At 42.9% G+C, this 16686-nt stretch carries 10 protein-coding genes; 9 read left to right on the top strand and 1 reads right to left on the bottom strand.

Features of this window, described 5'->3' with window-relative positions; translation table 11 throughout:
* The first annotated feature begins 32 nt into the window (after positions 1-32).
* The 8 genes from QJ048_RS12635 to QJ048_RS12600 all read left to right on the top strand — a co-directional run bounded on the left by QJ048_RS12635 (position 33) and on the right by QJ048_RS12600 (position 15262).
* Entirely contained in the window at positions 33-3659 is a 3627-nt protein-coding gene (locus tag QJ048_RS12635) for a hypothetical protein (RefSeq protein WP_282334723.1), read from the top strand.
* Positions 3660-3717: 58 nt separating this feature from the next.
* Positions 3718-4602 carry a hypothetical protein gene (locus QJ048_RS12630; RefSeq protein ID WP_282334722.1) on the top strand — a complete coding sequence of 295 codons (885 nt, stop codon included), beginning with the start codon at positions 3718-3720 and terminating at the stop codon, positions 4600-4602.
* Between the two features lie 169 nt (positions 4603-4771).
* Positions 4772-7108: a beta-galactosidase gene (locus QJ048_RS12625; RefSeq protein WP_282334721.1), complete on the top strand. Its 2337-nt coding sequence runs from the start codon at positions 4772-4774 to the stop codon at positions 7106-7108.
* A 45-nt stretch (positions 7109-7153) separates the two neighbouring features.
* On the top strand, positions 7154-8758 hold the full coding sequence (locus QJ048_RS12620) for a glycoside hydrolase family 43 protein (protein WP_282334720.1): 1605 nt from the start codon (positions 7154-7156) through the stop codon (positions 8756-8758).
* Positions 8759-8766: 8 nt separating this feature from the next.
* Positions 8767-11823 (top strand): glycoside hydrolase family 2 TIM barrel-domain containing protein, encoded by a 3057-nt coding sequence (locus QJ048_RS12615; RefSeq protein ID WP_282334719.1) that lies wholly within the window; start codon positions 8767-8769, stop codon positions 11821-11823.
* Between the two features lie 327 nt (positions 11824-12150).
* Positions 12151-13338, top strand: coding sequence for a pectate lyase (gene pelA / locus QJ048_RS12610; RefSeq protein WP_282334718.1), 1188 nt, complete (start codon positions 12151-12153; stop codon positions 13336-13338).
* A gap of 290 nt (positions 13339-13628) precedes the next feature.
* Entirely contained in the window at positions 13629-14213 is a 585-nt protein-coding gene (locus tag QJ048_RS12605; RefSeq protein WP_282334717.1) for a Crp/Fnr family transcriptional regulator, read from the top strand.
* 134 nt (positions 14214-14347) lie between these two features.
* Positions 14348-15262 carry an NAD-dependent epimerase/dehydratase family protein gene (locus QJ048_RS12600; RefSeq protein WP_282334716.1) on the top strand — a complete coding sequence of 305 codons (915 nt, stop codon included), beginning with the start codon at positions 14348-14350 and terminating at the stop codon, positions 15260-15262.
* A gap of 276 nt (positions 15263-15538) precedes the next feature.
* Here the strand turns inward: QJ048_RS12600 and QJ048_RS12595 are convergent, their stop codons facing one another.
* A complete protein-coding gene (locus QJ048_RS12595) occupies positions 15539-15694 on the bottom strand; it encodes an MmcQ/YjbR family DNA-binding protein (protein ID WP_282334715.1) in 156 nt (51 codons plus the stop codon).
* Between the two features lie 6 nt (positions 15695-15700).
* On the opposite strand from QJ048_RS12595, the gene QJ048_RS12590 reads away from it, so the two are divergent.
* Positions 15701-16669, top strand: a complete 969-nt coding sequence (locus tag QJ048_RS12590; RefSeq protein ID WP_282334714.1) for a DUF6807 domain-containing protein — start codon at positions 15701-15703, stop codon at positions 16667-16669.
* Positions 16670-16686 lie beyond the last annotated feature (17 nt).

Raw genomic sequence — 16686 nt, 5'->3', positions numbered from 1 at the left:
ATAATAATTTTACATTCTCAAAACTAAATGCGATGCGACCCCTGCCAAGGTCCTTACCCTTGGTCTTATGTTTCATCTCCTCCGTTTTCATTTTAAAAGCTCAGGAACAGGGAAAAATTGTACCAGTCGCAAAGACTTCTTTTTCTCAAACTAAAAACAACAAGGCTGGCATTAAAAGCAATTCTGAAAGTTGCATTTGCAATGTCAATCCCGTTATTGTACCACAGTCAAAACAAGGCACAACATGGATCTATCAAGGCATCCCAAATGCATCCTGCAATCCTTTTCCCACTTCATTTAATCTGCCGAACAACCTTACCGCCCGAAGTAATGATACCTGCGGCGTATCGAATGTGCAGTACGACTGGAGTATTGCGAGCGGCAACAATGTTGCATCCATCAACGGACCTACAAATGGGAGCACCGTGTCGGTCTCCCTAACCGGTAGCGGAACATTTACCATCAGGCTTTCGAACACGGCCACATGCAGCGATAATTCAAGTTGCACCAATTTTACTTATTACACTGATAGTGTAAATGAGGAGAACTGTACCTGCACCGCAGGACCTGTTACAATTACTCCTACTAACAAACAAGGAAATTTATGGACCTACCAGGGCTCAGCGCAGGCGAGCTGTACGGGACAACATGGCGTGTCCCCAAACCTTCAAGCCTGCACCGTTCAAAACACCAGTTACTCGTGGAGCATTCTGGCGCAAGGTGGCTCGGCCTCTCTATCAGGGCCAACAAATGGGCAAACCGTAAATGTAACCATCAACAACAGTGGTTCGTTTGAGTTGCGGCTGGATGCTACTACCACTTGCAGCGATGGTAAGACGTGTACGAACTATAATTTTTACACCGATTCATCCAAAGTAGATTCTGCAAAACATTGCTCCTGCGATGTTGATATTGACTGCGCAAAAGTAAATGAGCAGGGAAGCATCCGAACCTACACCGGCGTTGTCAAAGGTGGCTGTACCGGAGAGTTTGGTGCCTCACCGCCGTATCAGCCTTGCGGCATTAATAATGTGGTTTGGTCATGGTCAATTGCAGAAGGCAATAACATCGCAAAAATAGTTGGCCCGGCAAATCAACAAACTGTAACTGTTCAGATAACAGGCACAGGTTCGTATACATTACGCGTACAGGGAGATGTGACGTGCAGCGATGGTAATCAAAGTTGCGGATCAAACAATTTCGATTACTGTAAAGACAGTGCAAACGTTGATAAAAAATGCGGTTTTGTATACACAGAAAGTAAACTGCCGATAATGTCTGGAGGTCTTAGTGCTGCAACGTCAAGACACAGCAGAATAAGAAGAGATGATTTTGTAAGCCTCATAGCAGAAGGAAAGGATTACGATAAGGTAACCATTGAATGCACACCTTCATATGATTGTGACAGCACTCAAAAGAAGAGCTCAAAAGATGTTTTGCTGGTAGGAAAAGTACGCTTTGAATGGGAGATTCAAAGTGGTGAAGGAAATTTTGTGAAGCTTGGCCTGTTGCCTGAAAATGCAACAGATGGTGATGGCGACCGCATCATCTTCCAACCGCCTTTTGTACCATGGCCAAAACAAGGACAACCACCTAATACAAAAACGACAGAAATACTTTTGCGGGTCATTGATGAAACCGGTTCAGGTGTTTTGCTGGATGACGATGCATACGACAAGATCACCATCGTTACGAAAAGATCGTACGATGCAGGCGATAATTATGATGTTGATATAACCAACAGCGGTTATACACTTCCTAAGCCCGACATACAGGAAGACAACAATGGTACTTGTTCTGCCGCTTATTCGTGGGATAAACCCAATGATCTCAAAAAGCCAGTTATTAAACTGCCCGCTGTTGCCGACAATAATAAAATGGTATTGGGCGAACTAATGGTATTGGAAGCTGAAAACCAAAATGAAACAGATGAATTGAAAATGGTTTGCCAATCCTCATCCTGTAGTAACGATGGCGGCAAAAAAGAATATCCGGATGACATACAATGGACATGGAAAATTGAAGGAGATGATGGCACCAAAGGAAGCTTTGTTGGTGGCAACACAGGCAGGTTTGTAATTTACAAGGCGCCGGATAAAATGCCGGGACAACAAAAGGAATTCTCCGTTTACATAACTGTGAAGGTAAAAAATACAGGAGTGCAAAAAGATGATGTAGAGCCCCCACCATCAGATTCATTAGCTATCAAAATATTCCGACCGGGTGTACAGCTTGAATATCCTGCATTGGATTGGTTGCCTAAATGGAACAACACTGTAGAATTAAAATCTTATTTACTGTACAATGAAGGCGGTACCTGGAAGCCAGCGCTTGCACACATGGGACGTATTCACTTCTTTGAACTGCTAAATCTTTCCCACGAAAAGGGCAATGCCATGAACTGGCCTCTTCCTGGAACCGCAAACGCTTGCCAGGACTATGTGTTCGAAGACGGTGATCCGCGTATGGAAATATTTCAAAGACCGAACGATCCCGCATCAACAATTTGCGACGGATACAAACATTGGATACATACACGTTCACAAAAACCAGCCAAAGAAGAAACCGTGACAGTTGTCAGCGAGGACCAGGGCGGCTATGGATTTTTGCGAAGCTTTGCCAACATTAACCATGGCGGCGCTGATAGCATAAAAGGCGAAACGCCGGTGTATGAGCCGGTTCCGATTCCTCCTGAAAAAGTTGCGCACCCATCAGGACGGCCAAAGAAAACTATTTACACCGACAACAGGGTAACTATACCCCGTGATGTTGACGAAAACAAAATTGCAGATGGCGGCTGGCGAACACAGGGAAATGTATTGATAAAAGATCCTGTAAATCCACGGGATGATAACGACAATCAATTGGTGGGCGATGGCTTCGCCGGAGATGGTTTGTCCAACTACGAAGAATACAGAGGCTTTCTAGTGCAAGGCAATTACATTCGAACCAATATTTTCCACAAGGATCTTTTTATAAACAATGCTGCGAGCTTCAATCTCACAAACTTCAGAGAGTCGCTTACTGGTGCAAATGGAGCAAAAGTGGATGTACATGAAATAAGACCATCTGAATACGTAGATAACAAAACAAGAGAAATTAATTTCAACTACAATCCGCAGCTACACTATATACCAGTGCTCTTTGAACCGCTTCGTGCACAAAAAGGTTTGTGGATGATCGATGCAAAACAGTCCGACGAAAAACCGGGCTTACTGGGACAAACTTTTAGTGCCGATCCAAGATTCACAGAAGTAAACACTCCGCCAAACTGGGTGGCCGGCATTGCTATTTTTACCACTGCTATAAAAAAATATTGCACCCGATATGGTATAAACCAGGCCGGCAAGTTAAACCATGTTGTATCACACGAACTCGGTCACGGCATTTCCATGTATCACCACGGTGAAGAGCCTTATGTTTTGCAGGGCTTGCAAAGCGGCGACGTGGGCTGCATTATGCGTTACGACAATATTCCACCTGATAACGTTGGAGAAGCGATAGGCACTATCTTTTGTAACCAAACAAAAGGTACCGGCACCAATGCATTAAAGCCATGCGTTCCTACCGAATGTTATGGAGATGCAGCCAAGGGCAGAGGAGATTGCATTCACCAATTCAGGATATCCTGTCGCACCATTCTTTTTCCGACCCGTTGATTATTAAAAAAACGTTATGGCTAATAACATCTGACCAAAAACAATAAAAAATGTAGAGATGAAACTACGCCTGTTTTTTTGCATCATTTGTTTTTTAATGCCTCGCATTATTCTTGCGCAGGACAAGTTCTCCATTACACTTGCGGTAAACGATAGTTCTGCGTTTAGGGTGTATCACAACGAACCGATAGTGTTTTCGATCAGCCTGGTAAATAAGGCTATACAACAGGACATCTCATGGAACGAAGACGCCGATGCTTACCTGGCGCAGGTTGCAGCAGACTATAAAGCAGGCTTGATCACTAAAGAAGAATTTGAAAAAGAAACCGACCTTGTAACAAAAGGAAAAAGAACTGTAACGACTCAGTTTGTCGGATCAAAGCAACTACCTTGGTTCCTTCAGCTGAAATTTCACGTGGTGGTAAAAGATACAATTGAACAGAACAACTGGAAACCATCCGTCCTTGGCGACCCCGGAACTGATTCCATAGCTGTTTTAGATGAAAAAGGATATTATTCCATCAACTATCATCTTAGTCCTGAACAGGTATCGAAACTAAGAGCAGGAACTTATAAAGTAGAAGTGGAGCTAGAGGGTGTAACATCGAATGAAGTAACCGTTAAAATAAAACCCGAAGACATTCCACCCGGAAAACTGAACAAAAGAGACATGCAGCTTCGATTGGGAAATTATTACCTGGAAAGAAAAGATGCAAAAAAAACACTGTACTATGCAAATCTTATACTGCAAGAGAATCCTTCCGATATTAGTGGCCTGATCCTGAAAGGAGAGGCCTACATATTGCAGCAACAATACAAACTTGCACTCTCCGCATTTACAAAAGCACAACAGCAGTATAACAAAAATAACAAGCGCTCGCCTGTTAATGAACCTCCACTGTACCTCATTGCTACGATTGCGTGGCTACAGAAAAAAGTATAAAAGAGTCAGGTAAAAAATCAACAATAAAAAGTTTGGGGTGATGTCACTCCAAACTTTTTATTTACACAAACGTTTGCGTAGCACTTTCTTAATACATGTTTATACATTTAGAGTTTGACAACTTAATGTCGCAAAAGATTGAAATAGAATAATTGATTTAACTAGTAAAATGAAAAAGATACACCTATTGTTGCTGGCATGCTTGTGCGGTACACTTGTTTTTGCGCAGCCGTCACAAGTGAAAAATGCCAATACATTTGCCATTGGTAAAGAAAGTTTTCTGCTGAATGGAAAACCATTTGTAATAAGATGCGGTGAAATGCACTTTGCCCGTGTGCCGCGTGAATACTGGCTCCACAGACTGCAAATGGCAAAAGCAATGGGTCTCAACACTATTTGTGCTTATTTGTTCTGGAACGTACACGAACCAAAACCCAATGAATTTAACTGGAGTGACATGGCAGATGCAGCCGCATTTTGCAAACTTGCACAACAGGCAGGATTATATGTTATTCTTCGTCCGGGCCCATACTCCTGCGCGGAGTGGGAGTTTGGCGGCTTCCCATGGTGGCTGTTAAAAAAGAAAGACATCAAACTCAGAACACAGGACCCATATTACCTTGAGCGTTGCAAAATTTATTTGAAAGAAGTTGGTCGCGTGTTAGCTCCATTGCAAATTTCAAATGGTGGTAACATCATCATGACACAAGTAGAAAATGAATATGGTTCTTATGGAAACGATAAAGAGTATATTGGAAAGATCAGGGATTACCTGGTGGAAGCAGGTTTCACCATTACTTTGTTTACATGTGACGGCCCGAGCCAATTAAAGAGCGATGTGCGTGACGATATATTTAGTGTAGTAAATTTTGGCGGCAACCCAGAAGCGAGCTTCAAATACCTACGTAACATCCGCGCAGAAGGACCATTGATGTGTGGCGAATTCTATCCCGGCTGGTTCGATTCATGGGGCAACAAACACCACATGGGTTCAACGGGTGGCGTGATAAAAGATATCAAATATATGCTCGACAACAAAGCTTCTTTCAGCATTTACATGGCACATGGAGGCACCAGCTTTGGTTTATGGTCAGGAGCGAACTGTCCGCCTTTTCTGCCACAAACATCAAGCTATGATTATGATGCACCGATCAGTGAAGCTGGCTGGACGACAGATAAATTTTATGCGTTAAGAAAACTGTTCGGGCAATACCTTCAGGAAGGAGAAACATTACCAGAAGTACCGGCGGCAAATCCGATGATCTCCATTGCTCCGTTTAAAACAACGGAAGTTGCGCCAATATTTTCGAATCTCCCCAAGGCCATCAATTCTGTTGAGATAAAAAATATGGAGGAATTTGACCAGGGTTTTGGCGCCATTTTATACAGAACAAAATTAACGGCAGATGCAAAGAATGTAGACTTGAACATCAAAGAAGTGCATGACCTTGCCTATATTTTTCTTAACGGGAAAAAAATTGCAACGCTTGACAGAAGAAGAAATGAAAGCGTATGCAAACTAGCCTCTGTGAAAAACGGCGATGTGCTCGACATACTTGTTGAAGCCATGGGCAGAGTAAACTACGGCGGCTATTTACATGACAGGAAAGGCATCACGCAAGGTGTAAACATTGTCGATGCAAACGGCAAAAGCAAAACCGTTGAGAACTGGCAGGTGTTCCCAATTGAGCTGCAGAACAATAGCATACCAGCGAATCTGAAATTCACGAAGGGTAGCAGTAACATGCCTGCTTTTCACAAAGGCACTTTTACTGTTAGCAAACCTGGAGATACCTATTTAGACGTGAGCCAGTGGGGCAAGGGACTTATTTGGGTAAATGGTCATTGCCTCGGAAGGTTCTGGAATATAGGTCCAACCCAAACCATGTACCTGCCAGGACCCTGGTTGAAAGAAGGGGCGAACGAAGTAGTAGTGCTGGATTACATCGGCGGCAAGAATGGTTTACAGGGTCTTGAAAAACCAATTCTTGACAGCCTGACTGAAAAAGTAGAAAACAAAAAACACAGGAAAGAGGGCCAGACACTGGATGTCAGTAATGTACCAACAACTTACGAAGGCTCTTTTGCAAACGGTATTAATCAGCAGACTATAGAATTCAATTCAAGTACAGAAGGAAGATTCTTTTGCATTGAAGCATTGAATTCGCAAAATGGCCGACCTTATGCATCCATTGCAGAATTGTACTTGCTGGATGAAAAAGGTAAAGAATTGCCACGTTCAAAATGGAAGGTTGCTTATGCTGACAGCGAAGAATTATCAGGCGAAGACGGCAAAGCAGATAATGTTTTCGATCTTCAAAGTACCTCGATCTGGCATACACAGTGGCAGGGATCTGCTCCTAAATATCCGCACTACCTTGTTATTGATCTCGGTACTGTTCAAAAAATAAGTGGTTTCAAATACCTGCCAAGACAAGATGCAGATAACGGTAGAATAAAAGATTACAAAATATTCATCAGTAACACAAAGTTTAAAGGTCTGTAGCAGTAAATGCTACAGACTTCACTCACATAACACTCCTTCGTTGTTATGAACAGAAAGCTATTAGTGGTAATGGCCTCTATTATCATGTCGCCTTTGTTCGCGAAAATTGTTGCCCAGCAGAAATCACTACAAAAATGGACCGCAGATAATGGTAATGGCACCTATAGAAATCCTATACTTTGGGGTGATTGGCCGGACCCTGATATCATTCGTGTAGACGATGATTTTTATTTCATTTCAACCAGCATGCATTATGTGCCGGGCTGTCCCATACTGCATTCCAAAGATCTTGTGAACTGGGACATAGCGGGCTATGCAGTCGATCATTACACAGAGGATGAGCGTTACAATATGCAGGGAGGGAATATGTATTTGCGTGGTTCCTGGGCGGCAACCATCAGGCATCACAACGGCTTATTTTATGTTGGCTTTTGCACCCCAAACTGGGGTAAGGAAAAGAGTAATTTCTCTATTTGTACTGCAAAAAATATTAAAGGACCATGGACAAGAACCATATTTCCCGAATATCTCTACGATCCTGGATTGTTCTTTGATGATGATGGCAAAGTATATGTGGTGCACGGGCAGGGAACGTTGTATTTGACGGAATTAAATGCAGATGCACTTTCAACAAAATCAAAACCTGTAAAAGTATGGGACAAGCGATTCAACTTAGATGCTACATCGGGTGGCGGCTATGGTATAGAAGGCTCTCACATGTACAAGATCAATGGTAAATACTACATCACTTGTGCTGGCGGTGGCACCGAAGGCTGGCAGGTATGTTTGCGTTCAGATAGTTTGCATGGACCTTACGAACATAAGATCATTGCAAAAGATGATTGTGGCTATCCCGGTAACGGCCTGCACCAGGGCGGGTTGGTACAATTGAAAGATGGAAGCTGGTGGTTCATTATCATGCAGGACAGAGGTGCCATAGGACGAGTACCGCACCTTGAACCTGTTGAGTGGAAAGATGGATGGCCAATGATTGGCAAGAACGGAAATGGCAAAGGCGTTACCACTTATCAAAAAACAATTGAAGGAAATAAAAACAAGATAATTCCTGCCACCACAGATGAGTTTCACAAATCGCAACTCGGTTTGCAATGGCAGTGGAACCACAATCCGGATAATGCATTATGGTCCTTAACAGAAAGAAAAGGGTATATGCGGTTACATGCATCACTTGCAACTGATCTCACCAACGCACGCAACACGCTCACGCAAAGAGTGCAGGGGCCTTACTCGGAAGCTACAGTAGAATTGGATGTGACAGGTTTGAAAGACGGTGATGTCGCGGGGTTTGGCATTTTTCAATCGCCTTATGCATACATCGCTGTCAGAAAACTGGGAGCGGAAAATAGTTTGATCATGGTGAACAATGGAACAGTGATCGATAGCATCACACATTTCTCGCCAAAAAAAATATGGCTGAAAGCAACTGCCACAGACAAAGGATTCGAAGGAAAATTTTTCTACAGTATAGATGGAAAGAAGTTTTCCCCATTTGGCAACACGCTCAAAATGGCACTGGGCTATGACTGGACAGCCAATCGCTTTGCACTGCTGAATTTCAGCACAACACAAAATGGTTTGCATGGCTACGCAGACTTTAACTGGTTCAGGTTTCAAGGTATTAATGAATAATGTATAAAGTGAAAAACAGCTTTCTCGCAAAAGAAATTCGTGACGCCATGGCTCGTGTCTTCACGAACCGTACATTTTCGCAGTTCGTGAAGACACGAGTCGCGACACCTGGCATTCTTGCAAAAATAATTTCAGCCTGTACATTATGTGTGCTGAACTTCAGCTTAGCAATTGGCCAAGTCAACACAACTGACTCCAAAAAAGATGCAGGCATAAGAACTGTGTTAAACTTTAACACACATTGGGCATTTTACAGAAACGATGTGCCGCAAGCAGAAGCCGTTGACTATAATGATAAAGATTGGTATGCTGTAACTGTGCCGCATGTAATGAGACTTGAAAAAAAACACAACGGTGGTAACCAGACATATCAGGGTATTGGCTGGTATCGCAGATATTTCAAAATACCTTCTTCTTTCAAAGACAAGAGACTGACCATTTGCTTCGACGGTGTACAAATGAACTGCGAAGTGTTTTTGAATGGAGAAAAAGTAGGCACACATAATGGCGGCTACATAGGATTTGTAGTGGACATTACCAACAAGATAAAATTTGATCGTGATAATGTGTTAGCTGTTCGCGTCAGCAATATAAACGATCCCAAAACGCCCCCGGGAAGGCCACAGGAAAAGCTCGACTTCATTTATTACGGCGGCATTTATCGCGATGTAAAACTGATTGCAACCAATAAGATGTATATATCAGATCCTTGGGAAGCAAATAAAATTGCCGGTGGAGGATTGTTTGTTACTTATCCAAAAGTGACGAAACAATTTGCCGAAGTAAATATAAAAACACACGTTGTAAATGACTTCGATACAACGCAACAGGTAAAGCTTGTCACTATTATAAAAGATAAAAACAACAAGACGGTTGCACAAAGTATTGTATCAAATACTGTTCAGCACGAGCAGGAATTTGTTCAGACACTTTCTATGAACAACCCATCACTCTGGCACCCTGACCATCCCTATTTGTACCACATTGTTTCCAATGTGTATATTGATAACAAACTAGTGGATGATAAAATTACCAACATCGGGATCCGTACCATTTCTTTTACCTCATCTTCCGGGAAAGCTGACGGATTTTATATCAACGGCGAAAAGCTTTACCTGCGCGGGGCAAACAGGCACCAGTGTTATCAAACCATTGGCGACGCAGCATCCAACTCCATGCAGTACCGCGATGCTTTGCAATTGAAGCGTGGTGGTTTCAATGCGGTAAGAGCTGCGCACTATCCGCAGTCACCTGCTTTCTTAAATGCATGTGATGAGTTGGGGTTGATGGTCATAGAGTGTGAACCAAGCTGGCAATTTTTCAGCAAAGATTCTGTTTTCATTAATAGAACATTCAGAGATATAAGAGAAATGGTCCGCAGAGATCGTAACCGGCCGTCCGTTTTCTTGTGGGAAACGTCATTGAATGAGTCGCCGACGCCCGCTTCATGGGCAAAGCAGGCAGTAGCCATCGCTCATGAAGAAATGCAAAATGATCAAATGTTTACGGCAGATGATTTTTTCGCCAACGGCAAGAAATATTATGATGTGTCTTACAAAGTGATCAATCAAGATGGCTCGGACCCTATGCCGCAAATGCCTGTTATTACCCGTGAATGGGGCGATACATGGACTGCGAATCCCGCTAAGGAAAATGGATTGCGTGCATCCAGAATGTTCACAGAAAAAGGACTGATCAAACAATGTATACTGCGACAAAATGCATTAGACGGAATAGTAGGGGAAGACGCTGGTTATTGGGATCACGCAAAACTGGACGCCAACAATCGTATGGCGGGATATTTTGTTTGGAGCTATAACGATGTTACAAGGGGCTCAGATCGTGTAACTGCTTTTTGCGGTGTGGTGGATGTTGATCGCTCTGAGAAATTTGGGTATTATCAATTGATGGCCATGCAAAGCGCACGCAATGTCAACTATGGCCCAATGGTTTTTGTTGCCAGTTTCAACAATCGCCCGGACATTGATACCAGCATCATTGTTTTTTCCAATTGCGATAAAGTAAGGCTTTACAGGAACAAACATTTCATCAAAGAATTATCACGTGAAGAAAATGCAGCAACAGCGCCGTTTGTAGCAGCTAAAGGAGGAAGCCCTTATTTCCGCTTCGATGTAAAAACATATGAAGCAGGCGAACTCAAAGCCGAAGGCTGGATGGATGGGAAATGTGTTGCCACACATATCATTGCGACGCCGGGTGTTGCCGATCATTTGGAGATTGTGTTGGACGACAGCGGTATAAAACCGGTGGCAGATGCCGTGGACATGATTCCATTTCATGTAAAAGTTTGTGACAAGAATGGAACACTTATATCAAACAGCAAACCGTTCAATACATATTCAATTCACCTTGCTGTGAGCGGTGCCGGATCACTAATCGGCGCTGATATTGCAAGGGTAGAAGCGGCTATACAACATACTGAAGGCGGTATTGGATATGGCATCATTCGCACAACCGGTAATGCCGGAAATATTATCATAACGGCAACATCGGATAGTTTAAAGTCCGCCAAAAGAGTAATCACAACCATCAAAAGCAACGAGCAGTTTGCGCAAGACGGCAAGCACTATGTATGGCAGACAGAAAAGGAAAACGATACGGTGAAGGAAGAAAATAGTGTCGCAAATGAGCAGCTCGTTAAACTTACACCTTCAATGCTTAAATTGAATGATAATAAACTTTCTGCAGGCATCGAAAAAATAATAGATGGAAACTATTCAACCGTATGGATCGACGAAAGCAATATCTCTCCGGTCGAACTGACAATTGATCTCGCAAAACTGCATCCTGTAAAAGGCTGCAGAATAGTGTGGGGAAAAGACAGCGACTGGTATACCTATAGCTTACAGGTTTCTGCAGATGGCAAAGAATGGCAAACAGAAGTTGACAACTTGAAAAGTTCAGGACAGGAATACAAACCTTTGCCATTCAAACATCACAACGTCAGGTATGTCCGGCTAATACTTTCGGACGTCCAATCTTCGCAAAGCAAGATAGCGATCAAAGAGTTCGAGCTAATTGCCGATGAAAGTAAAAAGGATTGAAAAGAGCAGAGGATGCATGAAAAACGGGTCATCAGCAATCATAGTGACTTCATGGAAATTGGAAAAGCGATCAAGGAATTATTTGGTTAAAGTGCCGGGGAAAAGTTGTTGGTTGTTAGTTATTAGTTGTCAGAGTTCAATTTCAAATATTTATTACTAAGGACTAACACCTAACAACTAACAACTTTCTACATAATAACTATTGGATAACAACCGAACAGGACAGATCAAGACGCAGAATTGATTCGAGGTCGTAATTTTAGCTGACCGGGAGGTACATATCATACCATCCGGTAAAGATTTGCACATCAAATACGATCAAAACATATGAAATTCCCGATAGTCCTGATTGGCTTTCTTGCTTGGTTGAACCCATACAATTGCAGTGCGCAAAACAGTTCGCAAAAAACTCCAGATAGCATTGCGCCTGGCCCTTTTGCAGATAATTCAAATCACTGGTACATGGGTCCTGATAAAAGCCGCATGATCAACCCGTTGCCTGGAAAGCCGCGCTATCAGCCAACACAGCTCACTGAGATAGGGGACAATATTTTGCTTTTTCAGAAAACCAACGGCGGATGGGCAAAGAACTATGACGTGTTCGCCATTCTTACGGAGGCACAAAAAGACTCCATTCGTGAGCGTCGCAATGAGTTAAACACCACTTTCGACAACGGCACGTGCTTCACACAGATCGCCGCACTTTCCATTGTTTATAAATCTACCGGAATAAATAAATACAAAGAAGCTGCTGTGAGAGGCATCGACTATTTGCTGTCTGCTCAATATGCCAACGGCGGCTGGCCGCAATACTATCCGCTGGAAAAAGGTTACAGCAGGGAAATCACCTACAACGACGGAGCTTTCGAGGGCATCATGCAGTTGTTGAAAACCATTCTTGATGGTTCTCCGCAATACGATTACCTCGATGTAAAATACCGCAAAAAGATTGGCGAAGCTTTTACCAAAGGACTTGATTGCATTGTAAAAACACAGATCAATGATGCCGGTGCTCCAACCGCATGGTGTCAGCAATACGATGAACACACCCTTCAACCGGCATGGGCAAGGAAGTTTGAACCAGCCAGCATAAGCAATGGCGAAAGTTCCGGGATCGTTCTTTTCCTTATGAGCATTGATCATCCCGATGCGCATGTGGTAGACGCCGTGCAGAACGCAGTAAAATGGTTCCAGGATTCTAAAATCTATAACACGAAAGTTGTGACGATTCCTGCACCAACAATGCAAACGCCTTTTCGCACATCTACATCTGATCGCGTAGTGGTGGCAGATTCAACTGCTCCTCCGATCTGGACACGTTATTATGAACTTAAAACGCACAGACCTTTATTCTGTAATCGCGATAGTAAAGTTGTATACTCGCTGGCTGAAGTAGATCGCGAAAGGCGCGACGGCTATGCGTGGTACACCTACGCGCCGCAAAAAGTATTGGACAAATATGCAGCATGGCAAAAGAAATGGGCTCCGGGAAAAGATGTGCTGGAACATAAGTAAGAGATGTTTCGCATCTCAAGAACTACCACTAAGACACGCAGGACTCTAAGGTTCACTAAGAGTTTTTTTAACCACGGAGTTCGCAGAGTTTTTTTTCAAAGGGGAAAGGAGGATGACCTTCGAAAGAGATACAGGGTTACGAAAACACAAGGAAACAGAGGAGTGCACTGGATTCATTTTTCCCCTTTTAAAAGCAACTATTTGTTTCCTAAGTACTTCTCCTTACCTCTGTGAAAAAGAACTCCATTCCTCTGTGGTTAATAACTGCCGGCTATTGCTTATTTTAGTATATGGATTCATTTCTACAGACCATCCGGTCATATGCTCCGATCTCTCAGGCTGAGGGAGAATATTTTTATTCATTCTTTCGTAAAGTAAAGTACAAGAAGAACACATTATTGCTTGAAGAAGGCAATGTTGCTCATGAAGTATTTTTTGTAGAGAAAGGAAGCCTGCGACAATTTTTCTTTACTGAAAAAGGAGTGGAGAAAACCTGCAACTTTGTATTCGAACAGGAATTCATCACCGACCTTGAAAGCTTTTCGCGCCAAACCAGGGCTACCACCAACATCATCGCACTGGAACCTACGGAGTGCCTCGTAACAACCTGCAAAGACCTTGTTGAATGCATGGCGGCTTCACCCGCCGTTGCATCTTTCTTCAATGTTATTGTTGAAAATGTAGCGACTGCCAATATCAGGCGTATTCAATCATTGTTATCACAATCTCCTGAGCAGCAGTTCGAAGTATTGCTCCAGAACAATCCAAGAATATTACAACGTGTACCGCAACGTTATATCGCGCAATACCTGGGCATCGCTCCCGAAAGCCTTAGCCGCATCCGCAAGCGTGCATTGGTAGCGGCAAAATCTTAACCCGTGTTATCGTTTTTTGCACAGTTGGGTATTAGTTTTGAGTTATGAGTTTTAAGTACTGAGTCGGTTGAAAATTCAACCAGACCGATTAATGCACGCAGCGCTAAACTCATAACTCAAAACTCATAACTATCATGACACAGGTAATTCTCGGCGTTGGTGGTGACATCGGCAAGCCTCTGGCAAAAGAACTAAAACAATATACGGACAAAGTAAGATTGGTATCGCGCCATCCCGAACAGATAAATGGAGACGATGAACTTGTGTCCGCAAATCTATTGTCAGCTGAACAGGCGGACAAAGCCGTTGCAGGTGCTTCGGTAGCTTACCTTATTGTGGGCCTGAAATACGATCTGCGTGTATGGCAAAAAGATTGGCCCGTTATTATCAACAATGTAATTAATGCGTGCCTTAAACATGGAACCAAACTGGTTTTCTTTGATAACATTTATATGTATGACAAGAATGCCATTCCACACATGACCGAAGAAAGTCCATTGAATCCTCCATCTAAAAAAGGCAAAGTGAGATTGCAGATTGTGCAGGCAATACAGAGCGCCATTTCACAAAAAGGTCTGAAGGCATTGATCGCCAGAAGTGCTGATTTTTATGGCCCCGAAGCAAAGCACGGCCTTCTTAACGTTCTGGTATTGGACCCGCTTTCGAATAGCAAAAAAATGAGCTGGCAATCCAATGTACATAAGACGCATTCCTTTACTTACACGCCCGATGCAGCAAAAGCAACAGCGATTTTGGGCAATACAGACAGCGCCTATAATCAAACATGGCACCTGCCAACTTCTTCACAGCGATGGACAGGCGAAAAGTTTATTACATATGCCGCTTCCATGAAAGGAGCAAAAGCGTCTTATAATTTGTACACCCCATTGCTTCTTTCTTTAGCAGGATTATTCGACAGAACAATCAAAGAACTGGTTGAAATGCAGTACCAGAACAACCAGGACTATTTTTTCGACAGCCAAAAATTTTGCAAAGCGTTCAATTTTACGCCAACCAGTTATGAAAAGGGGATGAAGGCAATAATTTGAAAATTTGACGATTTGAAAATTTGAAAATATGGGGCGCAGATGCTGAGCCGATGATTTGTTGAATTATTGAAGAAAATCGCGTCGTCATTGCGAAGCCTGCAGAGCTTGTTGCTTGAGTTTGTAAAACGGCTTAAAGTTCGGAAATCGGCAGAAGCAATCTCCACACGCAGCCCGCATAGATTGCTTCGCCCCGCTCTCTGCGATTTTGAAATTGTTTTGATATTACAACCATTCGTTTTCAGCCGGGTCTCGCAATGACGGTCTGGACTTCTTCAGTTATTCAATTGTTTCCTTGACCTTCTTCGCCACCAACGCGTAGGAATGATCAATCATTTCGCACAGCTGATCAAAATTAATTACTACTTTTCTAAAGACGCTTTTTTTGCTTTGCCCCGGCAATCTTTCCTTATCATTGTGAAACATTCTACTCATTTTGTTATGCGAATAATTTACCTTTCTTATTGCCTTGTGCTGGCTCTGTCAATGTTAAACAATGCCACGGCACAGAAAATTTCGTTGCGAAAGGATACATTGGCAAAAGAGCTAAAAGTATTTGCCGGAGACAAATTATTCACTAGCTTTTGTTACAGCGATACACTTACAAAGCCCATTCTGTATCCGGTGTGCAATGCTGATGGTACAACTATAACGCGTGGCTTCCCTTTTCAGCCGCGAGCCGGAGAACCAACAGATCATCCCCATCACCAGGGGATCTGGTTCAATTATGAGAATGTAAACGGCATAGATTTCTGGAACAACTCATATGCTATTCCTGAAGCGAAAAAACATTTGTATGGATCTGTTAAAACGGAAAGTTTTACCTCGCAGATGCAAAACAAAAGTGCGGTTATCAATTACACTGCTAGTTGGAATGACATTAACCAACAGGCTTTGATAAAAGAAAAAACGATATTGATATTTTCTGCAAGAAACAATATCCGCATCATCGATCGTACCACAATATTGCAGGCAGAAAAAGACGTTGCATTTAATGATACCAAGGATGGATTGATCGCTATGCGTGTTGCCCATGAATTGCAAATACCGGTAAAGGGCGACACGATAGCCAATGGCAACTATATTACCAGCGAAGGAAAGACCGGCGATTCTGTTTGGTCAACACGTGCAGCATGGTGCATGTTGTATGGAAAAATAGGTGGCCACGTTACAAGCATTGTGATGTTTGATCAAAAAAACAATCCGGGTTATCCTACATACTGGCATGCAAGAGGTTATGGTTTGTTTGCCGCAAATCCTTTAGGACAAAAGGTTTTCAGCAATGGCAAAACTGCATTGAACCTTCGTCTTGCAAAAGGAGAGAGCGCGACGTTTCGATACAGAATTGCGATCGCGGCGGACGAAAAACCTTTGAGCCGCGAACAGATTGAGCACCTGTCGGATTTTTAACAAAGTCTGGTGTACAC

This window comes from Pinibacter soli, assembly GCF_029961145.1.
GTDB lineage: Bacteria > Bacteroidota > Bacteroidia > Chitinophagales > Chitinophagaceae > Pinibacter > Pinibacter soli.
Note: the sequence above shows the minus strand (reverse complement) of the source record. Positions and strands in the feature narration are given on the sequence as shown.

Excerpts from the sequence above, each read along its gene's own strand:
- QJ048_RS12635 (WP_282334723.1), top strand. The coding sequence starts at position 33 with ATGCGACCCCTGCCAAGGTCCTTACCCTTGGTCTTATGTTTCATCTCC.
- QJ048_RS12630 (WP_282334722.1), top strand. The coding sequence starts at position 3,718 with ATGAAACTACGCCTGTTTTTTTGCATCATTTGTTTTTTAATGCCTCGC.
- QJ048_RS12625 (WP_282334721.1), top strand. The coding sequence starts at position 4,772 with ATGAAAAAGATACACCTATTGTTGCTGGCATGCTTGTGCGGTACACTT.
- QJ048_RS12620 (WP_282334720.1), top strand. The coding sequence starts at position 7,154 with ATGAACAGAAAGCTATTAGTGGTAATGGCCTCTATTATCATGTCGCCT.
- pelA (WP_282334718.1), top strand. The coding sequence starts at position 12,151 with ATGAAATTCCCGATAGTCCTGATTGGCTTTCTTGCTTGGTTGAACCCA.
- QJ048_RS12605 (WP_282334717.1), top strand. The coding sequence starts at position 13,629 with ATGGATTCATTTCTACAGACCATCCGGTCATATGCTCCGATCTCTCAG.
- QJ048_RS12600 (WP_282334716.1), top strand. The coding sequence starts at position 14,348 with ATGACACAGGTAATTCTCGGCGTTGGTGGTGACATCGGCAAGCCTCTG.
- QJ048_RS12595 (WP_282334715.1), bottom strand. The coding sequence starts at position 15,694 with ATGAGTAGAATGTTTCACAATGATAAGGAAAGATTGCCGGGGCAAAGC.
- QJ048_RS12590 (WP_282334714.1), top strand. The coding sequence starts at position 15,701 with ATGCGAATAATTTACCTTTCTTATTGCCTTGTGCTGGCTCTGTCAATG.